The 24,914-nt window shown below is 47.6% G+C and carries 28 protein-coding genes; 17 read left to right on the forward strand and 11 right to left on the reverse strand.

Going from position 1 to position 24,914, the window contains the following annotated elements; all coding sequences use genetic code 11:
* Positions 1-88 precede the first annotated feature (88 nt).
* Positions 89-358, reverse strand: a complete 270-nt coding sequence (locus tag ON05_RS17480) for a hypothetical protein (RefSeq protein ID WP_262561909.1) — start codon at positions 356-358, stop codon at positions 89-91.
* A gap of 154 nt (positions 359-512) precedes the next feature.
* On the opposite strand from ON05_RS17480, the gene ON05_RS17485 reads away from it, so the two are divergent.
* Complete coding sequence (locus tag ON05_RS17485; protein WP_262560960.1) at positions 513-1,601, forward strand: ISAs1 family transposase; 1,089 nt, start codon at positions 513-515, stop codon at positions 1,599-1,601.
* Here ON05_RS17485 and ON05_RS17490 read toward each other — a convergent pair.
* Positions 1,579-1,932 (reverse strand): hypothetical protein, encoded by a 354-nt coding sequence (locus ON05_RS17490; RefSeq protein ID WP_262561911.1) that lies wholly within the window; start codon positions 1,930-1,932, stop codon positions 1,579-1,581. The genes ON05_RS17485 and ON05_RS17490 overlap by 23 nt on opposite strands.
* A 213-nt stretch (positions 1,933-2,145) precedes the next feature.
* Here ON05_RS17490 and fabG point away from each other — a divergent pair, with 213 nt between their 5' ends.
* Positions 2,146-2,841 carry a 3-oxoacyl-ACP reductase FabG gene (gene fabG, locus ON05_RS17495; protein WP_029314965.1) on the forward strand — a complete coding sequence of 232 codons (696 nt, stop codon included), beginning with the start codon at positions 2,146-2,148 and terminating at the stop codon, positions 2,839-2,841.
* Positions 2,842-3,087: 246 nt separating this feature from the next.
* On the opposite strand, the gene ON05_RS17500 is transcribed toward fabG, so the two are convergent.
* Positions 3,088-3,603, reverse strand: coding sequence for a hypothetical protein (locus ON05_RS17500; protein ID WP_039778719.1), 516 nt, complete (start codon positions 3,601-3,603; stop codon positions 3,088-3,090).
* A 191-nt stretch (positions 3,604-3,794) separates the two neighbouring features.
* On the opposite strand from ON05_RS17500, the gene ON05_RS17505 reads away from it, so the two are divergent.
* From ON05_RS17505 to ON05_RS17515, 3 genes are read left to right on the forward strand one after another with little or no spacing between them, the layout of a single operon-like run.
* Positions 3,795-5,198, forward strand: coding sequence for a folate/biopterin family MFS transporter (locus tag ON05_RS17505; protein ID WP_010468817.1), 1,404 nt, complete (start codon positions 3,795-3,797; stop codon positions 5,196-5,198).
* A gap of 7 nt (positions 5,199-5,205) precedes the next feature.
* A complete protein-coding gene (locus ON05_RS17510; RefSeq protein ID WP_029314964.1) occupies positions 5,206-6,657 on the forward strand; it encodes a carotenoid oxygenase family protein in 1,452 nt (483 codons plus the stop codon).
* A 14-nt stretch (positions 6,658-6,671) separates the two neighbouring features.
* Positions 6,672-7,142, forward strand: a complete 471-nt coding sequence (locus ON05_RS17515; protein ID WP_010468813.1) for a low molecular weight protein-tyrosine-phosphatase — start codon at positions 6,672-6,674, stop codon at positions 7,140-7,142.
* On the opposite strand, the gene ON05_RS17520 is transcribed toward ON05_RS17515, so the two are convergent.
* A complete protein-coding gene (locus ON05_RS17520; RefSeq protein ID WP_010468811.1) occupies positions 7,139-7,801 on the reverse strand; it encodes a response regulator transcription factor in 663 nt (220 codons plus the stop codon). The genes ON05_RS17515 and ON05_RS17520 overlap by 4 nt on opposite strands.
* Positions 7,802-7,884: 83 nt before the next feature.
* Between ON05_RS17520 and ON05_RS17525 the strand changes: the two genes are divergently transcribed.
* Both ON05_RS17525 and ON05_RS17530 read left to right on the forward strand, forming a co-directional pair.
* Positions 7,885-8,931 (forward strand): glycosyltransferase family 2 protein, encoded by a 1,047-nt coding sequence (locus ON05_RS17525; protein WP_396149771.1) that lies wholly within the window; start codon positions 7,885-7,887, stop codon positions 8,929-8,931.
* An 89-nt stretch (positions 8,932-9,020) separates the two neighbouring features.
* Positions 9,021-10,994 carry a glycosyl hydrolase family 28-related protein gene (locus tag ON05_RS17530; RefSeq protein ID WP_010468807.1) on the forward strand — a complete coding sequence of 658 codons (1,974 nt, stop codon included), beginning with the start codon at positions 9,021-9,023 and terminating at the stop codon, positions 10,992-10,994.
* Positions 10,995-11,077: 83 nt separating this feature from the next.
* Here ON05_RS17530 and ON05_RS17535 read toward each other — a convergent pair whose 3' ends face one another.
* The 3 genes from ON05_RS17535 to dnaA form a co-directional block, all read right to left on the reverse strand.
* Positions 11,078-11,281 carry a hypothetical protein gene (locus ON05_RS17535; RefSeq protein ID WP_010468805.1) on the reverse strand — a complete coding sequence of 68 codons (204 nt, stop codon included), beginning with the start codon at positions 11,279-11,281 and terminating at the stop codon, positions 11,078-11,080.
* A 217-nt stretch (positions 11,282-11,498) separates the two neighbouring features.
* Positions 11,499-12,617: a DNA polymerase III subunit beta gene (gene dnaN, locus ON05_RS17540; RefSeq protein ID WP_010468803.1), complete on the reverse strand. Its 1,119-nt coding sequence runs from the start codon at positions 12,615-12,617 to the stop codon at positions 11,499-11,501.
* Between the two features lie 627 nt (positions 12,618-13,244).
* Positions 13,245-14,612 (reverse strand): chromosomal replication initiator protein DnaA, encoded by a 1,368-nt coding sequence (gene dnaA, locus ON05_RS17545; RefSeq protein ID WP_010468799.1) that lies wholly within the window; start codon positions 14,610-14,612, stop codon positions 13,245-13,247.
* A gap of 152 nt (positions 14,613-14,764) precedes the next feature.
* Between dnaA and rpmH the strand changes: the two genes are divergently transcribed.
* From rpmH to ON05_RS17575, 6 genes are all read left to right on the forward strand, one after another.
* Positions 14,765-14,902, forward strand: coding sequence for a 50S ribosomal protein L34 (gene rpmH, locus ON05_RS17550; RefSeq protein WP_010468797.1), 138 nt, complete (start codon positions 14,765-14,767; stop codon positions 14,900-14,902).
* Positions 14,903-14,964: 62 nt separating this feature from the next.
* On the forward strand, positions 14,965-15,324 hold the full coding sequence (gene rnpA / locus ON05_RS17555) for a ribonuclease P protein component (protein ID WP_010468794.1): 360 nt from the start codon (positions 14,965-14,967) through the stop codon (positions 15,322-15,324).
* Positions 15,314-15,715, forward strand: coding sequence for a PH domain-containing protein (locus ON05_RS17560; protein ID WP_010468792.1), 402 nt, complete (start codon positions 15,314-15,316; stop codon positions 15,713-15,715). The genes rnpA and ON05_RS17560 overlap by 11 nt, the downstream gene beginning before the upstream one ends.
* Before the next feature lie 249 nt (positions 15,716-15,964).
* Positions 15,965-17,179 carry a membrane protein insertase YidC gene (yidC, locus tag ON05_RS17565; protein ID WP_010468790.1) on the forward strand — a complete coding sequence of 405 codons (1,215 nt, stop codon included), beginning with the start codon at positions 15,965-15,967 and terminating at the stop codon, positions 17,177-17,179.
* A gap of 5 nt (positions 17,180-17,184) precedes the next feature.
* On the forward strand, positions 17,185-17,709 hold the full coding sequence (locus ON05_RS17570) for a R3H domain-containing nucleic acid-binding protein (RefSeq protein ID WP_010468788.1): 525 nt from the start codon (positions 17,185-17,187) through the stop codon (positions 17,707-17,709).
* Between the two features lie 39 nt (positions 17,710-17,748).
* On the forward strand, positions 17,749-18,252 hold the full coding sequence (locus ON05_RS17575) for a DUF177 domain-containing protein (RefSeq protein WP_010468786.1): 504 nt from the start codon (positions 17,749-17,751) through the stop codon (positions 18,250-18,252).
* Here ON05_RS17575 and ON05_RS17580 read toward each other — a convergent pair.
* A complete protein-coding gene (locus tag ON05_RS17580; RefSeq protein WP_010468783.1) occupies positions 18,249-18,713 on the reverse strand; it encodes a molybdenum cofactor biosynthesis protein MoaE in 465 nt (154 codons plus the stop codon). The genes ON05_RS17575 and ON05_RS17580 overlap by 4 nt on opposite strands.
* Before the next feature lie 49 nt (positions 18,714-18,762).
* Positions 18,763-19,491 (reverse strand): lipoyl(octanoyl) transferase LipB, encoded by a 729-nt coding sequence (lipB, locus tag ON05_RS17585; RefSeq protein ID WP_010468781.1) that lies wholly within the window; start codon positions 19,489-19,491, stop codon positions 18,763-18,765.
* 147 nt (positions 19,492-19,638) lie between these two features.
* Here lipB and hpf point away from each other — a divergent pair, with 147 nt between their 5' ends.
* From hpf to ON05_RS17605, 4 genes are all read left to right on the forward strand, one after another.
* Positions 19,639-20,277 carry a ribosome hibernation-promoting factor, HPF/YfiA family gene (hpf, locus tag ON05_RS17590; protein ID WP_010468779.1) on the forward strand — a complete coding sequence of 213 codons (639 nt, stop codon included), beginning with the start codon at positions 19,639-19,641 and terminating at the stop codon, positions 20,275-20,277.
* A 215-nt stretch (positions 20,278-20,492) separates the two neighbouring features.
* A complete protein-coding gene (locus ON05_RS17595) occupies positions 20,493-21,782 on the forward strand; it encodes an MFS transporter (RefSeq protein WP_010468777.1) in 1,290 nt (429 codons plus the stop codon).
* A gap of 143 nt (positions 21,783-21,925) precedes the next feature.
* Complete coding sequence (gene ilvB / locus ON05_RS17600; RefSeq protein ID WP_010468775.1) at positions 21,926-23,734, forward strand: biosynthetic-type acetolactate synthase large subunit; 1,809 nt, start codon at positions 21,926-21,928, stop codon at positions 23,732-23,734.
* A 2-nt stretch (positions 23,735-23,736) separates the two neighbouring features.
* Positions 23,737-24,198 carry a hypothetical protein gene (locus ON05_RS17605; protein WP_010468773.1) on the forward strand — a complete coding sequence of 154 codons (462 nt, stop codon included), beginning with the start codon at positions 23,737-23,739 and terminating at the stop codon, positions 24,196-24,198.
* On the opposite strand, the gene ON05_RS17610 is transcribed toward ON05_RS17605, so the two are convergent.
* The gene (locus ON05_RS17610) at positions 24,195-24,395 is read right to left on the reverse strand and encodes a hypothetical protein (RefSeq protein ID WP_010468771.1); all 201 of its coding nucleotides are present in this window, start codon (positions 24,393-24,395) and stop codon (positions 24,195-24,197) included. The two genes, ON05_RS17605 and ON05_RS17610, sit on opposite strands and share 4 nt — an antisense overlap.
* Before the next feature lie 39 nt (positions 24,396-24,434).
* Positions 24,435-24,905, reverse strand: a complete 471-nt coding sequence (locus ON05_RS17615; RefSeq protein WP_010468768.1) for a cupin domain-containing protein — start codon at positions 24,903-24,905, stop codon at positions 24,435-24,437.
* Between the last annotated feature and the right edge of the window lie 9 nt (positions 24,906-24,914).

A 24,914-nucleotide genomic window follows, 5' to 3' on the forward strand; every position in this document is an offset into this window, starting at 1 on the left:
TTTTACCCAGGGAATTACAGCGAGCACAGGAATCGCACAGAGGTTTTATGACGATTGGCATGTTGATGTCTCAGGAAAAAATCAGACGTTAATTTTCGGTACTTCCATACCATTCAGCACATCCATACCGTGTCGAAAAACACTTAGCTGATACGTCAGCAGCAATGACATAAGAAGAATCAAAAGTCAGTATCTGAAAGTCTTTTTTCTCCTCAACCCATCCTCGATTACTGTCGTACCATGACGGTAAGTCAGAGACATAAGCAGAATAGTCAATCTCCATTTCATCCAGAACTGTTTGATAGTCCAAGATCAGGGTTTCTGGAGCTTGGGCAATGACATAACCACCTCGCAACAACTTATATTTACTGATCTTGAAAGGTATCCAAATCCCCACTCGTTCTTGATGGATACAATACCAACGACCAAGCAGGTAGTTTACTTGACAGGGTTGTTTTACGTTCCTCCTAGAAAAAATAGGATGGTTCTACTGACCAACAGTAGAGAGACCGATGAGCCATCTAATCGATACTTTGAAGCAAGTCCCGGATTTCCGCAGTGCCCATGGCCGTACTCATCCGTTATGGCTTCTGTTGCTGTTGATGGTGATGGGTATGCTTGCTGGATACCAGGGATATCGCCCCTTAGAAACCTTTACGAGCGATTATCGCCAGCCTTTAAGTGAGCTATTGGGACTTGAGAGCCTTGAAGTTCCGTCTCACTGTACCTTTCGTCGAGTGATGAAGGGGCTTGACTTCCAAGCGTTGAGCCACCAATTTGAAGCATGGATGCTCTCGAAAGCCCAGACTCACTCTCCCGATAATTATGCAGCCTCCATTGATGGCAAACGGATTCGTCAGGGGCTGACAGATGCCAAGGGGAAGCAGCGTTTTGTGGGCTTGGTGAGTTTATTTGCGGTGGAAGCAGGCATCACCCTCAAGCTCGAAGCCCTCACTCAGGAGGATAATAGCGAAATCAAAGTCGTGCAGGCACTGTTGGAAACCCTTCAACTCGATGGCTTACTGATTACCATGGATGCCTTACACGCCCAAAAAACACTTGAGAAGATTGTGGCCTCGGGTAATGACTATCTCGTGGCGGTCAAATCCAACCAGGGAAGACTTTACGACCACCTCCAGACTTACTTTGAGTGTCTTAAACCCATGGCTGAGCACATCCACTCCGCCCAAAGTAGAGGACGAGATGAACATCGGTGTATACAGGTTTATGAGCCTGTCGGCATAGCCCTACAAGAATGGACAGCAATTCGCTCTGTACTTTGTGTCCAACGATGGGGTACTCGCAAAGGAAAGGAGTATCACAATACGGCCTATTACATCAGTTCAGCTGCCACCTCACCCCATCATTGGCAATCTCTGGTCCGAGAACATTGGGGCATTGAAAATCGGTTGCATTGGCCGAAGGATGTTGTTTTTGGCGAAGATGATTATCGACTCGAAGATGAACAAGCACTGCTCAATTGGTCAGTGCTTAGAACTATTGGGATTAATATCCTGCGGCTAAACGACTATCAATCCCTCAAAACCGCGATGACTAAGCTTGCTAATCGGGTCGATATTATTTTTTCGCTGCTAACTTAAAACAGCCCTGGTTTACTTGAGCCTCTTCTATAGGATTAGGAATCACCACAGACTTTATGGGTTGCTGATAACACCATAAAAGACAATGCTCTGGCGACAGATGGCTGTGTCGTGAATACCCCAATGAGATTGAATTTGCTTGAACTTGTTCTAAATCCAAACGCCAATACTCCGTCATTTCTACCCCAGGCTCTGACAAAATAGCCATTTGTAGCATCAGCGCTATATTTAGATGCCCCATATTTTTTCTCTGTTGAACAGACAAAATCTCTATAAATCCCGTTTCACAAAAGTCTTGCGTATTGATGGTGTCGATAAAAGTATCTAGCATATCCACTCAAATTGCAGGTTAATTCTGACTTGCATGAGAAATTTCATTCAACCTGAAAGATAGAATTCCCCAGGGAATGGCAGTCCTCTCTAACTAACTGTTCCACTTTGTTGATTCAGAACTATCCTTTAGCTCGTGAAGCTTGTAACTTTGATATCAAATGCTTTTTAACAAGATTTCTCATCCATCTCAAAAGATATAGGCTGCAACGATATGCGAAATAGGCAAGTATTAATCACAGGCGGAACAGGCGGATTAGGACTAGGTGTGACGCCAAAAGTCTTAGCCACAGGGGCAGAAGTAACGCTGCCTTACATCGCTGAATCAGAAGTTGAGCGACTGAAGCATATCCTCTCCCCCGCAGAATTAGTCAGAACTCATTTTGTACCCACCGATCTGGGCAAAGAAGCCTCGGTCGCAGAACTCGTAGAAGACATGGATCGAGTGGATGCCTTGATTCACTTAGTCGGTGGGTTCTCCATGGGCAAAACCCATGAATATGCCTTTGAAGACTGGCAGCGAGATTTGAATTTGAATCTGAACACTACCTTTTTGGTTTGCAAATATAGTCTTAAACGAATGTTGCAGCATCACTATGGCCGGATCGTTACAGTCGGCTCTAGAGGGGCCGTTGATCCAGGAGGGCAGTTGGCAGCTTACTGTGCTGCCAAGGCAGGTGTGGTGGCATTGACGCAAGCGATCGCAGATGAAACCAAAGGCACCAACATCACTGCCAACTCCGTATTGCCCAGCATTATTGATACCCCCACGAATCGAGAAGCCATGGGTGCAGCCAACGCCGACCAATGGGTTAAACCTGAATCTTTAGCAGACGTCATCTGCTTTCTAGCCTCTGATGCCGCCCAGGATGTTAGAGGTGCCGCTATTCCTGTATACGGGAATGCTTAATCTGTTTACCAGCCATCAAAAACGTTTTCACACCTATAAATTCTCTTTTCACACCTATTAAAGGTGAAGCGTATTGCTAATCGCGCTATTGATATCTCGCTGCGGCAATGGTCCTCAAACAATCTACATCTCGTCATAGCAGCTCAACTGAACTCACTTACAACACTCCCAGATTGCTTCTTCAAAATCATGACAATTCAAGCTGTCACTTGCCACGAAGATGACCTTTAGTGCTCGCCCAAGATATTAGTCATGAGTCACGCAGGTCCATTGCTCATTCACTTTTCGAAAACCATAGAACATCGTAGATTTTTGATCTGCTTGAGAGGGTTTACCCGGCACCCATAAGGTATGCACTGCAGCTTGTAAGTGTCTTTTGGTCCGAGTAGGCAGAGCAGCCCTAAATAGCAATCTTCGCTTTTCGTGAAATTTGTCTACAGGGAGCCAAGTCCGCTGACCGGCATCCCAAATCCTCAAAATAGACCAATCAAACTCTGGTAGCCCTAACCGTGAATATCCACTTCCTCCATAGCCGGTTGGCCAAGCAAATCCTCCAGCAGCTTTCCAGCGGGTTTGGTGAGGCCGCAACCAATGAGAACAAGCACCCAGCTGAGCATAAATCGGTCTCTTAGTCGGAAAAGCATCTAACTCTGCTTCCACGTCTTGAAATAGGGTTGCAATTGCAACATTCCAAAACTCAGGATCATCATCTGACTCCAAACAACTCAGGAACTGCTCTGGATAACCCACGATTGCTGCCATTGATTTCAACAACAAAGAAGAATCTATCCTCAATCTGGCATATCGAACCAACATAACGCTCTACAAAATTGAAGCCAGACTTTTACTCGACTTAATTCAATATCATTGGGAATAATCCAAGGTCCTGACATAGGAACCAACCTAGGAAATCAGGGTATGATACAAACATTGATATTTGTAAACTATTATCAATGTTTGTATCTCAGTCGAGACTCGACTCAGTGCGCGATTTCCTAAAAGAAAACGTCTTTTATGGCCAAGATCCCACACCTGAGCTGCTGGCCATATTGATGGTCTACTTTGTCCAGGGAATTTTGGGATTAGCGCGGTTAGCCGTCAGTTTCTTTTTAAAAGACGACCTCGGTTTAACCCCCGCTCAAGTGGCCGCCATGATGGGAATTGCTGCACTCCCTTGGGTAATCAAGCCCATCTTTGGGTTTGTGTCCGATAGCGTCCCCATCTTTGGATATCGTCGTCGGTCTTATCTCGTCTTGTCCGGGATACTGGGCTGCCTAGCCTGGGCAGGCATGGCTAGCATCGTTCATACCTCTCTAGCCGCCACCATTGCCATCGTTCTCAGTTCCCTGTCCGTCGCCATCAGCGATGTGATTGTCGATTCTCTTGTGGTTGAGCGGGTTCGCCAAGAATCTCAGAGCGATGCTGGCTCCCTACAATCCCTTTGCTGGTCTGCCACCGCATTGGGCGGAATTCTGACCGCCTACTTTAGCGGCTGGCTACTTGCCCATATGAGTACCCAAAGCGTTTTTTGGATCACGGCCACTTTTCCTCTGCTGGTTTCTGCCATTGCTGGACTAATTGCAGACCCCAAGGTTGAGACTCAGATCAATTTAGACACGACCAAGCAGCAAGTCAGCCAGCTTTGGCAAGCCATTACCCAAAAACAGATTTTGTTGCCGGTGATCTTTGTCTTTCTCTGGCAAGCCACCCCCAGTTCGGAAGCCGCCTTTTTCTTTTTCACCACTAATGATTTAGGCTTTGAACCGGAATTTCTCGGTCGAGTCCGACTAGTAACCAGTCTGGCAGCCTTGCTGGGCATCTGGGTATTTCAGCGTTATCTCAAAGCCGTTCCCGTACGCCGCATCTTTCTATGGAGCACGTTAATTGCTGCAGCCCTCGGCATGACTACGCTCTTGTTGGTCACCCATACCAACCGGACCTTAGGCATTAGTGACGAATGGTTTAGCCTGGGCGACAGCCTGATTTTGACGGTGATGGGGCAAATTGCCTATATGCCTGTCTTAGTGTTGGCCGCTCGCCTCTGTCCCCCTGGCATCGAAGCCACGATGTTTGCCCTATTGATGTCTGTGAGCAACCTAGCGGGCCTACTGTCTCATGAATCTGGCGCTCTGATTATGCATGGGCTGGGCATTACAGAAACTAATTTCCAGCAGTTGTGGCTGCTAGTGATTATTGCCAATCTCAGCACCCTTTTACCGTTGCCCCTGCTGAATTGGCTACCCAACCAAGGGACGGATGTCCTGGATCAAGACCTCGCTTTAGACCCCTCTCCCTCTCTAGAACCCCTGGTGTCTGAAGCCCTCGCTGTTGAACTTGTTACTGAACCTCGTAATTAAATCCCCTATGACCGTTTCCGCTCCCTCCCATAACACTTACCTTGACCACAACTGGCAAGGCGGCCACCAATCTCTAAAAGATGAATACGACTATGCGATCGCAGACATCGACGGTGAAATTCCTGCCGAGTTGAGCGGCACGCTATTTCGCAATGGTCCAGGGCTATTGGATGTCAACGGTACCCCACTCCAGCATCCCTTTGATGGGGACGGCATGATTTGTTCGATCCAGTTCGATCAGGGCAAGGCTCATTTTCGCAACCGCTTTGTCCGTACAGAAGGCTATCTAGCAGAGCAGGAAGCGGGCAAGATTCTGTATCGTGGCGTATTTGGTACCCCTAAACCCGGCGGTTTTCTGGCCAACGCCTTTGATATTAACTTCAAAAATATTGCCAACACTCATATCATCTACTGGGCAGGCAAGCTACTAGCCCTTTGGGAAGCCGATCAGCCCTATCGTCTCGATCCATCCACCTTAGACACGTTGGGATTGGAAGACTTTTCCGGTCTCCTCAACCCCGGTGATCCATTTTCTGCCCATCCTCGCATCTTGCCCCATGGAGAGGGCGATCGCCTCGTCAACTTTGCCATCAAACCTGGCCTCTCTAGCAAGGTAAAACTGTTCGAGTTTGATCAGTCGGGTGAGGTGGTTCATCAGCAGCAATTCGTGATTCCGGGATTTGCCTTTATCCACGATTTTGCCGTTACCCCCAATTACTACATCTTTTTCCAAAATCCCGTCATTCTGAATCCCATTCCCTTTCTATTGGGGTTCAAGGGAGCAGGGGAATGCATCTCTTTTAAGTCTGGCAGTCCCACCAAAATCTGGCTGGTCCGACGCGGCGAGCATAAACCCCAGCAGCTAGACACCGATGCCTGCTTTGTCTTCCATCATGCCAATGCCTATGAAGCAGACGGTCAAGTAATAGTAGACTCCATCTGCTACGACACCTTCCCAGGCTTAGAATCAGGGATTGATTTCCGCACGATTGATTTTGACGGGGTTCCTCCCGGTTCCTTATGGCGATTCCACCTCAATCCTGAGACCAACACTGTTGAGAAAACACCGCTGATCCAGCGCAGCTGTGAGTTTCCGACCCTCAATCCTGCTAATGTGGGCCACGATTATCGCTACGTTTATATTGGTGCCACGGATGCCAGCACTGGCAATGCGCCTTTACAAGCCATCCTTAAGCAAGACGTTAAAACGGGAGAAGAACAAGTCTGGAGTGCAGCTCCTCAAGGGTTTATGGGAGAACCCGTGTTTATTCCTAAACCCAAAGCTACCCAAGAAGACCAAGGCTGGTTGATCGCTCTGGTTTACGATGGCGATCACAATCGATCCGATGTGGTCATTCTCGATGCCGAGCGAATCGAACAGGGACCGCTAGCCCGCTTGCACTTAAAGCACCATATCCCCTACGGTTTACATGGCAGTTTTACGCCGACACTGTTTTAACCCGTCTTAACCCGATGCCCCAAAAGCTTTTATTTGTTTGTCTAGGCAATATCTGCCGCTCTCCCTCTGCCGAAGGGATTATGAATCACCTGCTGCAGCAAGAGCAGCTCACCCATCAATACCAATGTGATTCAGCAGGCACTAGCAGCTATCATATCGGTGCTTCTCCAGACCGGAGAATGGCAGCCGCTGGCTTACGGCAAGACATCGTCCTCACTGGCAACAGCCGCCAGGTCCAGCCAGAAGATTTTGCAGACTTCGATCTAATTCTGGCCATGGATCGCCAAAATTATCGCGATTTAGTGGCGATGAATCCTGATGAGCAATACGCCGACAAAATCCAGATGATGTGCGATTTTTGCTCCAACTTCGCCGATAAAGAGGTGCCCGATCCTTATTACGGAGGACCTTCAGGGTTTGATTATGTGATTGATCTTCTGCTGGATGCTTGCAGTGGCTTATTGGATCATTTGCAACAAGCCTAGGGATCGTTCTCTATCACCCCTAATAAATGATGTTCCATGGCAAACCGGACGATTTCGGCTCGATTACTAGTTTCTGTTTTTTGCAAGAGCTTACTCACATACTTTTCCACCGTCCGGGAGCTGAGATGGAGTTGTTCACCAATTTGGGCATTGGATAGCCCTTCCATCAACAATCGCAACACTTGCTGTTCTCGCTGGGTCAGATCGAGCGCGTTGATTAATGCAGTATCCACTGGTTCACGGCTAGGAGTCGCTTGAGAGACTGCCTGAATTTCCGTTTGCACAATTTGCACTCGGTCTAATAGGTTACGGATGACGGCCGCCAATTCTTCCAAGTTGAATGGCTTAGCCAAGTAAGCATCACACCCTAATTTGTATCCTCGAATTCGCTCTTGGGTTTGGGAGCATTCCGTTAAATAGATGACGGGAAGCAATCGAAAAGCCGGTTGTTGTCTCACCAGCTTCACTAACTCATAGCCATCCATCTGTGGCATTCTAATATCAGTCACGAGCAGATGAGGACGATACTGTTGGACCAGCTGCCACGCTTGTTTGCCCGTTGCGGCTGAAATCACTGTATATCCCACTGCTTCCAGATAGTCGGTGACCGCTAACCGAATGCCCGGTTCATCATCCACGATCAACACGGTTAAAGGCATAAAATATCGCGTGCGCTTTGCAGGTATCGTCTCCTTTGTTTAGTTATAACAATCCCTTGACATCATTCAGTTCCCCTTCATCAATTGCAAGCAATTCGGATCAAACAGGTAATGTAACGTATTCTTTCGTTATTCCGATTTACAACGAAGAAGAGAATATTGCTGAACTGTACCAACGCCTGCAGGCCTTAATCAAAACCTTGGATGGTCCTGCAGAACTGATTTTGGTGGATGACGGTAGTTGCGATCGCACCCTCCCTCTCATTCGCCAACTGCACCAAGATGACCCTACGGTTCGATACGTCAGTCTAGCCCGTAACTTTGGCCATCAAATCGCCTTAACCGCTGGTCTCCAGTTTGCCACTGGCCAAGCCATTATCGTCATGGATGCTGACCTCCAAGATCCACCCGAAGTCGTTCCTGATCTAATTCAGCAATGGCAGCAGGGATACCAGGTCGTTTACGCTCAAAGAATTTCGCGACAGCGAGAAGGCATCATTAAACGCTTGACCGCTTATCTGTTTTACCGATTTCTCCAGCAGCTCTCTGATATTCACATTCCCACGGACACCGGTGACTTTTGCCTAATGGATCGGCAAGTGGTAGATTTGCTGAACCAAATGCCCGAGCGCAACCGCTATATCCGGGGTCTCCGGGCTTGGGTGGGCTTTCGACAAACGGCCATTACCCTTCATCGTCCCCCTCGATTTGCGGGAGACGTCAAATACACCTTTCACAAATCCCTGACCTTGGCTCTCAGCAGCATTATGGCCTTCTCCAAAGTACCCTTACGCTTGGCCACGTATCTGGGGTTATTTGCGTCAGCTTTAGCGGTCTTTATGATGTTCTTGACCCTCTACTGGCGATTTTTCAATCCTTCCAGCCAGTTAATCGGCTACACCATGATTACCATGGCCATCTTTTTCCTGGGGGCTGTACAGCTGATTTGTCTCGGCATTTTAGGAGAATATGTCGGCCAAATTTACGAAGAAATTAAAGGCCGTCCCCTCTATACGGTCAAAGAGATTGGGAAATTCCCTAGCCCACCCCCCCCTATTCTCAGGCATCATCCCTGCCTCGTACCCACTAGGTTCAACCCCATGCGTTCCGACCCTACGCGCACCTCATAACCCTGCAAGCCCCCCAAAAGCCCATTTCTTGAATTTGATAGGCTTGGACAAGAAGACCAATCGTATTCCTTCGTTGGGAGCCGAGCCATATGTCTGTCCAATCATCCTCTAAGGTTCAAAAAATCTGGTTATGGGGGAAAAACTTTTTTTTCCATCGATTTCGACCGTTTTTAGGCTTGATGTGCTTATCTTTTCTGCTTTCCTTAGCCTGCACACCGGCAGCATCTAATCGATCGGCACCACCAAACCCTCCCCATGTAGCCACCAACCCGACCTTAGCGGCCGTTCCCATTAATCGGCCAGCCATTGTCTTTCCCAGGGATGCAGGCATCATTGATGTCACCCAATTCGGAGCGATTCCGGACGATGGTCAAGATGATACCGCTGCCATCCAAGCTGCCATTTCAGCTCATCCTACGAAAAACCATATCTTTTACTTTCCCAACGGCACCTACGATATCAGCGACATGCTGACCTTAGCAGGTAGCCAAAAGCGCAATATCTTCCAAGGGCAAAGTCAGCAAGGAACCATTCTTCGCCTCATGGATAGTGTGCCCTCTACCTATACCAAAGCCATTCTCAATTTTGGCCCTGCCCCCGCTCAGCGCTTTCGTAACGCCATCCGCGATATGACTATCAATGTGGGTCGTAATCATCCTCAAAGTATTGGTGTTCAATTTAATGCCAGTAATCAGGGCACAGCCCAGAATGTAACCATCCTGTCTGAAGATAGAAAAGGCAATATCGGCCTCGATATGAGCTACACAGACGAGATTGGCCCGTTATTGGTCAAAGCCATCACCGTCAACGGCTTTGACTATGGCATCAAAACCCGTTGGCCCACTGCCAGCCAAACCTTTGAAAATATTACTCTGCTCAACCAAAACGTCTGTGGATGGTGGAACACCAATTCCCAGAAAGTGTTTGCCCGACAGGTGCGCAGCCAGAATACTGTGCCCGCCATTATCAACGATGGCGAAGCAGGCTTTGTGTTGCTGGATTCTACCTTAACAGGCTCTGGTGCTGCAGCCTCTGAACCGGCCATCAGCAATCAAAAATCCATGTATATTGACCGGACCCAGACCACAGGCTATAAGCTAGCGGTCAAAAGTAACGTGAATTGGGGCCGTGGCAATGGCAATGTACCCAGCGGCAACATCAGCCACTATTTAGCCAATGGCTTTGGTGAAAATAGAAAAGGCGGGCCAGTCACCCTCTTTCCCTCCGCCAACCAAATGTTAGGGTTGCCGATCAAGGAAACCCCTGAAATGCCTTGGGAACAAGACTTGAGTAAGTGGGATGGTCCCCATAAGCATCTGCTCGGTACCAGTGGTCTTCCGGATGATGACCTAGATGACACACCATCGATTCAGGCCGCTATCGATTCTGGAGCCACGACCGTTTACTTACCGAGGGGGACATGGACCATCAATCAGCCTCTAGAACTCCGGAAGAATGTCCGGCGGTTGATGGGCACAGAAGCCAAAGTCAAAATGGCGAAGAATGCTGTGATTCGAGTCGGTCCGGGTCAGTCTCCCACGGTCACCATTGAGCGATTGGAGAAGGTAGAAACCATTGAACATACCTCTCAGCGAACCTTGGTACTGAACAACTTACTGGGATTCCACTATGTCCCTAAAGCCTCAAAGCCTGGAGATGTGTTTATTAATGACTGTGTCGGTTCTTCCGTTATCTTTAAAAATCAAAATGTCTGGGCTCGACAGCTGAATCTTGAAAGTAATACCCAATCTCAACCCAACATTACCGCCAAAGTACTGAATGATAACGCCCAGGTGTGGATTCTCGGCTACAAAACCGAAGATGAAGGAACCACAATTAAAACCATCAATGGCGGCAAAACGGAATTGTTTGGCGCAGCCCATGTCGGCAGTGGTGTCTCCAATGCCGATAATCCCCGATTTATCACGGAAGACTCTTCTTTTTCAGTAGCAGGCATTTACGGTAAAGGCTTCTCTATTGTTGCCAAGGAAACCCGCAAGGGGAAAACTCAAACCACTGATACCTTTCAAAATGCTGATGCCTATATTGCCTATCCCCAGTAAGCATCTATAAAAATATCCCCCCGGAACCCAACTGTTCCGGGGGGATATTTTTATTCAGGAATTTAGATTAGTAATTGTTGAAATTAATCGCGGCAACCTGGCCAATGTTCTTCATCTTCAGGAGGTTGGTCAGCGACGATGGGGGTCAACGCACAATCGTTTTCTGAATCGACAAAAGCAGGCTCAGCCGTTTCTGTCACAGTGAGAAATGAACGCATAGCGTTAGCAGTGCTGGCAAAGACACTCACCAAGCTCACGGATAACACCAAAATCACGATTTCTTTCATTCTCATAACCCTTTAGACAGTTGGCTGAAGGATGGACTGATATGCATTGGAGGATCAAATTCTAGAAGATCTTCTCTTCAAATTTCAATCTATCCGTCAAACTTAACTCAGTTTATCCGTCAGCAATATAAATAGTCTACTCACTCATACTTTAGACCATGGGTCAATTTAAATAGTTCCCCATATTACTTAAGATACCCATAATTTATGGGCTAGGCTAACTGCGAATTTGAATCGGCATGATCAAATAGGTAATTTGACGACCCGACAAAGGCGATAAAACCGCTGGCATAGTCGCCGAATTCATTTGCAGTTGTACTTCTTGGCTATCCAGTGCCTTTAAGCCATCACTCAAATATTTCACATTAAAGGCGATGTCTAAATCTTCTCCTGAGATTTGAGCTGGCAAACGTTCCTCTCCCATACCCAACTCAGGCGCCTCTGCTGATAGAGCCACATTCTGTTTAGCACTATCGATCTTTAAACGAATAATATTATTTTTGCGGGCAGCTAATACCGCAATCCGTTCCACACTACTGAGCAACAGCTGCCGCTCCACTGTCACTTGCCGCTCAAACTGCTTCGGTACGAGTTGAGGATAGGCTGGATATTGCCCTTCCAATAATCGACAGCTCAGGCGCTCCGTTCCTTGTTCGCCAATCAGTTCAAAAATGGCCTGATTGGTATCAAATCGTAGGGCTACATCGGCATTGACTCTTCCCAGCATCCGCTCTAGCTCTCGTAAGGCTTTCGCAGGTATGGTCATGGTCATGGGCTCTGGAGTGACGAGGTCAGGAAAGTTTGCGATCGCAAGTCGATGCCCATCCGTTGTTGCAAATTCAAACCCTGACTCTGAAGTATTCAGATGCAGCCCCGTCAGAATTTGTTTGCTTTCATCGGTGCTCGCGGCGAACAAAGTGGCCTGCAAACCCTCAAGAAACACGTCTATGGGAAGATCTAGGGCAGGTATTTCATCTAAACTCGGCAGTTCTGGAAATTCTTCCGCCACTAACCCCTGCATTTGGTAGTGGCCCGAATCGCAGGTCAACGTTATAGCTGTGTCATCAGTTTCGACTTCGATATCGCAGTTGGGTAAACGCGAGACAATATCGTTGAGAAACCGGGCTGGCAACGTTAAAGCGCCAGTTTCTTCGACGTCTGCAGCAATCCAAACTTGAATTCCTAAACTCAAATCAAACACAGTCAAACCGAGGCGTTCGGCTTGAGCCGTCAATAAAACATTCGCCAGAACCGGGTGGGTAGGATTCGAAGGGACCACTCGACTAAGGAGTGACAGCTTGGAATTTAGATCACTTTGCTGACAGACCAACTTCATAAGGCTTCTAGGGACTTCAACACTTTCTAAACTCTGGGAGCAACATCGTAACATCATTGCCCTGTCCCTCAAAGTTGCAAGAAATGCTGGTCAAAAATCAGGTCTATCTATATTCTCCTCTTTTTAAATTTAAAATAATAGTAGTAATAGTAGGGGCTGTGGAAAATGTGGAAAAAGTAGAAAACCTCATTAAGAACAAGGCTTTAGCCGATCGCTCACCTGTGGAAAACCTGTGGAAAAGATCGGGGGGTTTTCCACAGGTTGTGAATTAATATTTTTTTCTCCACAAGACCCCTTGGTTTTCCACAAAGTTTCACCCATGTTTTCCACAGAAAAATGGCGGTTTTCCACAGGGGTAAATAGGACGTTTAAAATTCTTGATGAAAGATTTAAGATTGTGTTTATAATTGCCTGTAATCATTGCCAAACAAAGGTTTCAAAGAATTATAGTCTTTCCTAAAGAAAATTTGCAGCCCGTCGTTCGGAACGCCTAATCATCCACAGGTTTTGCACAATATCCACAGTGTTCCTCTGGTATAGCAATGACTACCAGAGTTCAATATCACTGGATTGCAGCACTTCGCCCTCTTCCCATTCGGGAGAGATAAATAACAAGCTGGCTTCCCCTTAGGGTTGGTTGGCCAGCTTAATCCGGTCACCTAACTGTCGTAGAGATTGGGCGAGTTCAGGATTTTTCTTTTGTAAGTCTGAGACTTTGTCACAGCTATACATAACCGTGGTGTGGTCTTTGCCACCGAATTCCTCGCCAATTTTTGGCAGGCTGAGGTCAGTATGCTGACGCATAAGATACATGCCAATTTGGCGGGCCATGCTAATTTCCCGGCGTCGAGAATTGCCTTTGAGATCATCAATCGAGATGCCATAGGTATCTGCGACGGCGTTAATGATGCTTTCGGGGGAAGCCGATATTTTGGCAGTCGGTGGATTGAGTACTGGAGCGATATTTTCCACATTCATGGGCAGTCCAGAAATGGAAATATAGGCCACTGCTCGAATGAGAGCGCCTTCGAGTTCTCGAATGTTGGAGGTATAGCTAGACGCAATATATTCAATGACTTCTCTAGGGAGGCGAATATTTTCGTATTCTGCTTTCTTTTGTAGAATGGCCATCCGTGTTTCTAAATCAGGGGGCTGAATATCTGCAATCAATCCCATGGAAAAGCGGGAACAGAGACGCTCCTGTAGCCGTGGAATTTGGCTGGGTGGACGGTCAGACGCGAGTACAACCTGCTTGCCTGCCTCATGCAGGGTATTGAAGGTATGAAAAAATTCTTCTTGGGTATATTCTTTGCCTTCAATAAATTGGATGTCATCGACCAACATCACATCTACAGCTCGGTAATGTTCGCGAAACTTTTGCATACCATCCTTGCGAATGGCGGCAATGAGATCATTGGTGAATTGTTCCGTAGAAATGTAGAAAATACGTGAGTTCGGCGAAATCTCTAGTCGGTAATGGCCGATGGCCTGCATTAGGTGGGTTTTTCCCAATCCAACACCGCCACAGAGAAATAATGGATTAAATTCGCGCCCTGGAGATTCTGCAACGGCTAAACAAGCGGCATGGGCCATGCGATTATTGGGGCCGACCACATAGCGAGAAAACACATATTTAGGATTGAGGCTGGCTTGTTGGCGTTGGCTAGTGTTGGTATTTTCCACTGGGCTAGAGGTGGGCGGTGGTGAGGCAACCTCCGGAGCTGAAATCGTAGCGTTGGAATCCCCTTGGGCAATTTCAATTTGAATTTCGACGGGATGTCCCAAAATCTCATGGACGACATCTCGAATGGTTTTGACATAGTATTTCTGCAACCAATTCCGGGCAAACGGATTAGGCGTGCGAATCACCAGGCGATTCTCATCTAGCTGTTCAGCATTGGCGGTTTTAATCCAAGTTTCGAAAGTGGGGCGGCTGAGCTGAAGCTGCAAGCGCTCTAAAACTTGGCTCCAAAGAGTTTCAAGAGAAGTTTCCATGGATTACCTCGACAGCAAGCTGAGCAACATTGAGCGTAAGGGGTTTCATCCGGTCTGGCAAGAGTGGGTGATAAGATTGTAAACTATGGGTTCTGGGTCAAACGCTCGACCTAAATGCCTTGACCTTGTGAAATCTTTTGACTGAATAAATTATGACTAAACGAACCTTGGGCGGAACCTGCCGCAAGCGCAAAAGAACGTCTGGATTTAGAGCCCGGATGCGTTCTCAGAGTGGCCAAAATGTGATTAGCTCTCGCCGACGTAAAGGTCGTAAGCGTTTATCCGTATAGCGAAGAGTGAGTGAGCCGAAGGCTGCTGAACGTTTTGAATCCATGGGCATAACGCAGGCTAAATGTTAGCAACCTCCCATCGACTCAAAAAAAACCGAGAATTTAGTGTTGTGTACCGTAAAGGTAAACGCCAAAGCACAAAATATTTGGTACTAAGAACCTATCGATCGGGTGTAAATTCACAAAAAAAACCAATACGAATTGGTTTTTCGATTAGCCAAAAAGTAAGCAAGCGAGCCGTCGTTCGTAATCGAATTAAGCGGCAGTTAAGAGCGGCATGTCGCCAGCTTCTGCCTGAATTACAGCCAGGTTGGGATGTCGTGATCGTTGTTCGGACAGCTGCCGTTCAGTGCGATTACTTTCAATTTCTGCAACAATTAAGGAAGTTATTTGCAGACGCGGAGATTCTAAATGGGTATTAAGGAGGAGGTCTACTTTGAAGGAGGACCTCATATTGGTGATTTAATCTTAAATTCTTTCTTAGCTTTAACTATATTTTTTATTCCTCTGACGATTGGTGCATTGGTCAGAGCCATTTGGCTACGGTTTCGGATTACCAGCCGACGTGTAACAGTGAATGGGGGCTGGTTTGGACGTAGCCGGACTGACTTGGTCTATTCTGAAATTTCTGAAGTATCTGTGATTCCCAGAGGATTAGGCTTTTGGGGAGATATGCTGATTATTTTAAAAGATGGCAGTCGGATTGAATTGAAATCTTTGCCGAAATTTAGGGAAATTGCTGCCTATATAGAAGAGAGAGTGGAAGCAAAATCTCAGGCAAAATCCACCGTTGCGAGTGGGTCTGCATCTTAAAAATTTGGGTTGGGCGATCCGCTCAGATTTCAACATTTGTTGCTCAGATGAGTATGATGGAAAAGATTGTCTCAGTTTGTGCTCAATCTTAAAATAGTATTGGGATTGGCTGGCTATTTGCCCACAGTATGTATTACCAGTAAAATCATGCTTGTAAAGGCTAGAAGCTTTTATATTTCCTGGACACAGTGAAAAGCTCAGTCAACTCAGTATTTTGCTAATTTCCGCACTTAGGTCGGCTATACACGAATGAACTTTATTGGATTTATCTCGGACAACATTATGTTGCCGATCCTGGATTTTTTCTACGGGATCGTACCTAGTTATGGATTGGCCATCGTTGCCCTAACGCTGGTGATTCGCTCTGTTTTGTATCCGGTGAGTGCAGGCCAAATTCGCAATATGCGGCGAATGAAAGTCTCACAGCCGGTGATGCAAAAGCGCCAAAAGGAGCTGCAAGAGCGCTACAAAGATGATCCAGCGAAGCTGCAAGAGGAGCAAACCAAGCTATTTAAAGAGTTTGGTAATCCTCTTGCCGGATGTTTTCCGCTGTTAATCCAAATGCCGATTCTATTTGCGTTGTTTGCAACGTTGAGAGGATCGCCCTTCGCCAACGTTAACTATTCGGTGAACTTAAAAATTCTGCCCCAGGATAAGATTGCGGAAGTTCAGCCTGAGCCATTTACGACTAAATCACAGAATATTTTTGTGGCGGAGAAAACCCACTACCCTGTAGTGGGTATTGTGCCTTCTGGTAAAGAGTTAGGGGTGGGTCAATCTACTGACTTCCAGTTTCAAACGATTGGTGGGAAACCGCTCCAAGATATTATTCCTGAGTCTGAAGCTAACGATATCGTTCCTACTTGGAAGGTGATGAAGGGTGAAGATCGGGTCAGCATTGATGACAACGGTCATATTGTTGCCCTTCAACCCGGTGATGTCACGATTCAAGGGACGTTGACTGGAATTGCCGCTGAAAAAGGGTTCTTATTTATTAAAGCCTTAGGTCGTGTGGGTGCTGTTGAGGGTGAAATCTTTACCACGACAGATGATGGCGCTCAGTTCAACTCGGATGCCATCCATTGGGATATTTTGTTTATGGTGATTGGGTTTGGCGTATCTTTATACGTCAACCAGTTACTGTCAGGACAAAGCGGTGGTGACTCTGGGTCGCAGCAGCAAGCAATGAATAAGTATATGCCGGTGATGTTTTCCGGCATGTTTTTATTCTTCCCTTTGCCTGCGGGGGTGCTGTTGTATATGCTGCTAGCCAACATCTTCCAAACGGTTCAAAGCTATTTCTTGTCGAAGGAGCCTCTACCTGAGAATCTACAAAAAATTGTGGATGAACAAGAGCGTAAGAAAGCCAAAGAAGAACGGGCATCAAAAGTGGTGGCTGAAGATGGTGAGCGGGGTGCGCTACCCTTTGAACCTGAATACTCTAAAAAGAAAGCATCGAGTTGACGCCCATGAGTGAGTCGAATGTTCAACGGGGACAAGAATGGTTGTCCAATTTGTTAGGCCATTTGGGAGTGGAGACTCCGGTCAGTATCGATAAGCCGGATATTGCCCAAACTAAGTTTAGAGATTTTGGTGGGTTCTGGTTGACCATTGATGATAGTGGCTTGTCCCCAGAGCAAGTTGACTTACTCATTGGCAACAATGGCCGCATGCTGGATGCGATTCAATATTTGATTAATTCAACTTTGAATTTGGGCAAGGATAAAGAAGCCCGAACGGCCTATACGATTGAGATGTCTGATGTTCGCGTCAACCGCTATGAAGAGTTGACGCAGCTCGCAGATAAAGCGGCTCAATCGGTTCGAGAAACCGGGCAAGAATATGTGATGCCTCCGATTAATTCAGCGGAACGGCGGTTAGTCCATACGATTTTGTTTGATGAGTCGGATTTAGAGACGGTCAGCCGTGGTCAAGAACCCGATCGCCGTTTGGTGGTGATGCTGGCAGCGCATGAGGATGCTCAGGACGATTAGACGATTAAGTAGACAAGGGATGGAGAAAGGTGCCCCGCGATGGACAAGGTTTACATCCCAGACATTGAAAATGCGCCTAAGCAGACCCTGGTTTTGGATGTTGATGAGTTTTTAACTGAACTTTCTTCCCTAACGACAGTGCAAGGGCAAGTTACCCTGATGCACCAGGGTAATTATCTTCAGGTGAGCAGCCAAGCAAAAACGATTGTGACTCTGAATTGCGATCGCTGTTTGCAGCAATATAATCATCGGCTGACAGTAGATGCCTCAGAGATGATTTGGTTATCGGCAGATGTCCCGGCAGATGAGCCTGGATTGGAAATTGAAGTCACCCTTGATGACCCGGTAGAAACATTATCTCCCCGAGGGTACTTTAGTCCTGAAGATTGGCTGTATCAGCAATTGAGTTTGCAATTGCCCCATCGCCAGCTTTGCGATCAAAACTGTGAAGGCTTATTGAAAGAGGCAGAGAAGATTGAGCAACCCGTTGATCGACGTTGGGCTGCATTGGAGTCTTTAAAAGAACAAATGCAGGGAAACTAAGCGTTTTCCTGTTCACAGTCCCCAATATTGACCCAGCTACTAGAACCGTCGGCCCAGTGTTCTTTCTTCCAGATCGGGGCATTGTGCTTGAGGGTGTCGATGGCGTATTGACAGGCGGCAAAGGCTTCGGCTCGGTGGGGACAGCCCACGGCGACGAGAACACTAATCTCGCTAATTTTGAGGTGGCCGGTGCGGTGATGGATGGCAATTTGGTTAACGTCGGGCCAGCGTTGACGAATGTCTTGAGCAATGCCCTGGAAGACTTTTAGGGCCATGGGTTCGTAGGCTTGATATTCGAGGGAGAGCACTGCTTTACCGTCCGTTTGGTCACGAACAGTGCCACTCATGACGACCACAGCGCCGTTATGGGGATGATCGGCTTGATGATATAGCTCCTCTACGTTCAGTGGAGCAAAGGTAATCAGAAAGTGATCGTCTGTAGAAGCAACAGAGGAAGTCATGGCGGGAGAAGGGCACTGCTTCTCTATCATGACGGATTATCGTAATGACTTAATCAAGGGATGAAGGATAACGGGTAAAAGGCGCAGGACCATCTCGTCTTAGATTCAGATCAAACACCTGGGAAAACTGATGCAGCAGTGTGGTGGTGACCTTAGCACTGTCTAGATTGGGAATAAATTGCTCTAAGCTGCCGACGGCCCGATTCTGGATACCGCAAGGAACAATTTGGTCAAAGCCAGATAGATCGGGGTTGAGATTGAGGGAAAAGCCATGCATGGTAATCCAGCGGCTGACTTTAATACCGATGGCTGCAACTTTGCGATTGTTTAGCCATACTCCTGTGAGTCCAGGAATACGGTCTGCTTTTAAGTCATAGATGCTTAACGTGCGGATAATCACTTCTTCTAGCTGCCGTAGATACCAGTGCAAATCCGTTTGATGGTGCTTGAGATTGAGAATGGGATAGCCGACGAGCTGACCCGGACAGTGATAGGTGACTTCTCCGCCCCGCTCAATCCGGTGCAGGGCATAGTCTGATTGGTCGGGATTGAATTTAAGAAAGTCTAAACTGGCACCCTGCCCCAGGGTATAAACAGGAGGATGCTCTAGCAGGAGTAATGTATCGGGAAGTTGAGGATTGTGAATGCGATCACACACCAGTTGCCGCTGCCAATCCCACGCTTTTTGGTAGTCCACCAGACCCAGTTGGTACAGCCAACAGGGACGTTTAGGGAGAGATGAGTCCGAATCCTTAACCGATTGGTGAGATGAAATCAAGGGTATTTCCGAGTAATCCTATGACGATAGCATTTAAGAATTATCACGGGATGCAAAGCAAGTTGAAGACACGGTAGAACAGCACCCCCTTGCAGAAAACAAAGTGTTAGGGTGAGGTTAACACTGACCATTAGGGGAGGCAACCCTATGAAGCTTGTTATTCACGGCAAGAATATTGAGATCACCGATGCCATTCGTGAATATGTCCACCAAAAGATAGAGAAGGCTGCCAATCATTATCAGAATTTAACGACCGAAATCGATGTGCATCTATCGGTTGCTCGTAATCCTAGAATAACGACGAAACAAACTGCGGAAGTAACCCTATTTGTAAATGGTTCTGTCATTCGAGCAGAAGAAAGTTCAGAAAACCTATATGCCAGCATTGATCTGGTCGCCGATAAAATTGCTCGCCAGCTACGGAAGTATAAAGAGAAGCGGCAAACGAAAGGGCCAAACAAAGGCTCTAATCGGTCGAAAGCTGTTGCTCTCCAAACTCCAGAAGAGCAGCCACTTATTGGGGATCTAACGAGAGATCGTGCCCCTGAATTGCCCGAGGAAGTGGTGCGGTGTAAGTACTTTGCCATTTCTCCCATGTCCGTTCATGATGCCCTTGAGCAATTAGATCTGGTTGACCATGATTTTTATGTGTTTGAAAATGCTGACACGGGTCAACTGAATGTGATTTACGAGCGCAATCATGGGGGGTATGGAGTGATTCAGCCTCGCCAAGGTAATCCCAGTAGCAATGGCCACGTGAAACAAGCTGATTTTCAAACTGCATAGCTTTTTCTCAACCTAACGATATCAACCCCTGCTTTGTCAGGGGTTTAATGCTATGTATGGACTATCTTTATGGTTGATATAGAGAGGCCAATTTCGGCAAAGCCCCCTATTTGAGTACAATATTGCGGTTGCTTGAGTTGTGTCTTGCCCTGGGACTGGGCAGTCTATGAGTACACTTCCTCGCTTTCCAACCGATGACATCATGATGCGGATTTATGCAGACTCCTGAACCCCAACCCTCTAACGGTGGATTTCGTTCCCTGATGGATAATCGGGCCTTTGTGGTGCTGTGGGCAGGACAGATTATTTCACAGTTAGCGGACAAATTTTTTTTTGTACTGCTCATTACCTTGGTGGGAGACTATCAACCCCCAGAAAATATTGAGAATTCCATGCGGTCATCGGTGATGATTGCCAATACGCTGCCTGCCGTTTTCTTTGGGTCCGCAGCTGGAATTTTTGTGGATCGGTGGTCTAAGAAGCAGATCTTGTGGACCACGACTCTGATGCGGGGCTTGCTGACCTTAGTCATTATTGTGTTGCCCAAGTCCCTGCCCTTCTTTCCGCTCCTGTTGACGGTGGCATTCTTGGAGTCGATCTTGACCCAGTTCTTTGCTCCAGCTGAACAAGCGGCTATCCCGGTATTGGTGAAACCGAATAATCTGATGCCTGCCAATGCCTTATTTACGACGACGATGATGGGTTCTTTAGTAGTGGGATTTGCTGTGGGTGATCCGTTGCTGAGCTGGTCGCAGAACTGGGGCGGTGTGAATGGGCGAGAATTTTTGGTCGGTGGGCTGTATGTTTTGTCAGCCATTGTTCTGGGGATTATGCTGCCCTTGCGGGAGAAAAAGCATAACGAAGCAGTGGCCTTGCATCCCTTTAGCGACCTCAAATTGGGATTTGCTTACCTGCGTAAAAATCGTTTGATTAGTAATGCCATGGTGCAGCTGACGATGCTGTACTGCGTTTTTGCGGCCCTGTCGGTTTTATCCATCGGCTTGGCTGAAAAAGTGGGCTTTGAGAAACCCAGTCAGTTTGGCTTTTTGCTGGCGGCGGCTGGAGTAGGTCTAGTCATCGGGGCTGGCGTGCTCGGTCAATGGGGTGACCGCTTTCATCATTTACCCCTCCCCCTGTTTGGCTTTTTCAGCATGGGCATTGTGCTGGTATTGTTCTCGTTTATTCATAAAGATTGGTTGGGAATTGACCTCAGTATTGCCTTGAGCCTGAGCTTAAGTATGTTCCTGGGCATGGGGGCAGCCATGATTGGGGTACCGATGCAAACCCTGATTCAAGTGAAAACGCCGCCAGATATGCGCGGTAAAGTGTTTGGATTTCAAAACAATGTGGTCAATATTGCCTTGAGCGTGCCGTTGGCTATTGCGGGTATTTTGGCAGACGTTTTAGGGCTACGGCGCGTGCTGATTGCTATGGGGATCACCGTTGTGGTGGCGGGTTTCCTGGTTTGGCGCAGTACTCGGAAGGTGCTCCAGGATGTGATCTAGATGGTTGGGTTGTAAACTCTTCTGCAATTTCTCTCGACAGGTTGAAGTCACTCCGCTTAAACTATATAGATCTACCCGATTGTCACTTCTCAACGGACGATAAACACCCTTTTTGCCATTGGATCTGAATGTGAGGTTCTCCTGTGCGTGCGACCGGAGCTTTTGCTTTAATCGATAGTCTGAAAAATCACGGCGTCAAACATATTTTTGGCTATCCCGGTGGTGCGATTTTGCCGATTTATGATGAGGTTTATAAGGCAGAACAGCGGGGTGATCTAAAACATATTTTGGTCCGCCATGAACAAGGTGCCTCCCATGCTGCTGATGGCTATGCCAGAGCCACGGGGCAAGTGGGCGTTTGCTTTGGCACCTCTGGTCCTGGGGCGACTAATTTAGTCACCGGAATTGCTACGGCCCACATGGATTCGATTCCGATGGTGGTGATTACGGGACAGGTGCCTCGACCCGCTATTGGCAGTGATGCGTTTCAGGAAACGGATATTTTTGGGATTACCCTGCCGTTGGTAAAGCATTCCTATGTGGTTCGTGATCCGGCGGATATGGCTCGGGTGGTGGCGGAAGCTTTTCATATTGCCGGAACCGGACGACCTGGACCCGTCTTAATTGATGTGCCCAAGGATGTTGGTAATGAAGAATTTGACTATGTGCCTGTGCAGCCTGGTACTGTCAGCTTGAAGGGCTATCGCCCCACGGTCAAAGGCAATCCTCGCCAGATTAAACAAGCCCTAGATCTCATCAGACGGGCTAAATCTCCTCTCTTATATGTAGGAGGTGGAGCCATTTCGTCGGGAGCCCATGCTGAACTGAAAGAGCTGGCTGAGTGGTTCCATATTCCGGTGACCACAACGCTGATGGGGAAAGGCTCCTTTGATGAGGCGCACCCATTATCCGTTGGCATGTTAGGCATGCATGGCACGGCCTATGCAAATTTTGCCGTGAGTGAATGCGATTTGCTGATTGCAGTGGGTGCCCGCTTTGATGATCGGGTAACGGGTAAGTTGGATGAATTCGCTTCTAGAGCGAAGGTGGTTCATATCGATATTGACCCAGCAGAGGTGGGTAAAAATCGGGCTCCTACCGTTCCGATTGTCGGGAGCGTTAAGCCTGTCTTAGTAGAGCTGTTGAAGCTGGCAAAACAGTCTTCGCCGGCGGATCCAGCCCAAACTCAAGAGTGGCGCTCGCGAGTGGAGCGCTGGCAGCGAGATTATCCTCTAACTGTACCGAGACCGGCAGAGAAGTTATCGCCACAAGAAGTAATTTTTGAGCTGCGTAAGCAGGCCCCCCATGCCTACTACACGACGGATGTCGGTCAACATCAGATGTGGGCCGCTCAGTTTTTGCAAAATGGTCCTCGGCAGTGGGCTACCAGTGGTGGCTTAGGAACGATGGGCTATGGTTTGCCTGCGGCGATGGGGGTGCAGGTGGCCTTACCGAATGATCAGGTGATTTGTATTAGCGGTGATGCCAGCTTCCAGATGAATTTGCAAGAATTGGCAACGCTGGCCCAGTATGGCATCAAGGTAAAAACGGTTATCATCAACAATTTCTGGCAGGGTATGGTGCGTCAGTGGCAGCAAGCCTTTTTTGGTGAGCGCTATTCTAATTCCAATATGGAAGCGGGGATGCCTAATTTTGAGAAATTGGCGGAGGCATTTGGGGTCAAAGGTGGCATCCTGCGAGAACGCGATGACTTAGAAAGTGCGGTTGCGGAGATGTTGGCCTTCGATGGTCCCTATCTTTTAGATGCCCAGGTGACGCGGGATGAAAACTGCTATCCGATGGTGGCACCGGGTAAGAGCAATGCTCAAATGTTGGGATTGCCAGATCACAAAACCTTAGAAAAGGCAGCGGAGCTGATTTATTGCAGTAACTGCGGGGCTAAAAATACCTCAACGAATCACTTTTGTCCTGAGTGCGGAACAAAGTTGTAAGCATGGATTTGCAGCCCCAGGTGCAAGCACTGATTGACGAAGCGCCGCAAGACGGTGGGATGCCTGCTGCAATTCGGATTATTGCGCCGTTGTTGCAAGGGTTGGCGGAGCAGCGTTTGAAGTTTGAGCAGTACTATATTCTGCAAAATTTGCAGGGAAATTGGCAGTTAACGACCTTGCAGCATCGGCAAAAGCCAGGGTTGGAGAAGACGGTGGTCTATGGGTTTGCCAATTTACAGGATGCAACTCGGTCCAGTCGGTCATCGGATTTAGTGGCGTTGCCAGTGCCAGTGATTCCGCTATTGTTTCAGCTGTTAGCGTTGGAACCTGTAGATAGCATTCTCTTTTTGGAGACGATGGGTGATTTGGATAAAGGGGAAGAAATTACTCGCTATGAGCTGCAACAGTTAATTCAGACAGCCCTGAGACAAAATCAACCTTCTCCGCCCATGGATATAGCTTAGCTGTGCTCTAAGGTTTCAATATCAAGCCAACTAAGTTTTTCTTTATTGACGCACAATCCAACGGTATGCAGAATGATGGATCGAATTGCAATTTTTTCGACTGAACGTGGGCATGGCTCTCCCACCTGCTCCTTAAAGGGAACGGTTGCTTCGATGCATACGCCATGAGCTTGAGTCCATTCTATGGTGGTAGTCATGATGCGAATGATGGGGGCGGTTTACCTCTTGGCGAGTCCTTAACTGTCTTGATTTGGGTAAGGTCTGCCATCCTTATGGGTAAATTGCCACGTTTCCTCAACCCATTGAGCCACTAAGTCATCATCGGGATATTCCACCCGATCATCAGGGGTGCGATCGCCAATTTCTAGATACACTGCATCCGCATCAGACTCATTGCATAAATGGTGGCCATCCGCTTCTCCAGCAGGAAAACCAGCCGCCATCCCTGCCGTCAGATTTTCCTTGCCTGCATTGGTTTTCAGAACCAATTCACCTTCCACCACATAGATCAATTCGTCCTGTCGGCTATGCCAATGACGGAGTGCAGAACAACTGCCTGGTGCTAACCGGACTAGGTTAACGCCAAAGTTTTTGAGACCGGCTGCATCCCCAAGCCGTTGTTTACTGCGACCCGCCACTTGAGCCTTAAAAATCGAAGGGTAGTTGGAGCCAGTGCGGATGGGAATTTGAGAGAGATTGAGTCGCATGGGGGGTCC

Origin of the sequence: Acaryochloris sp. CCMEE 5410, assembly GCF_000238775.2 — a bacterium.
Classification (GTDB): Bacteria; Cyanobacteriota; Cyanobacteriia; order Thermosynechococcales; family Thermosynechococcaceae; genus Acaryochloris.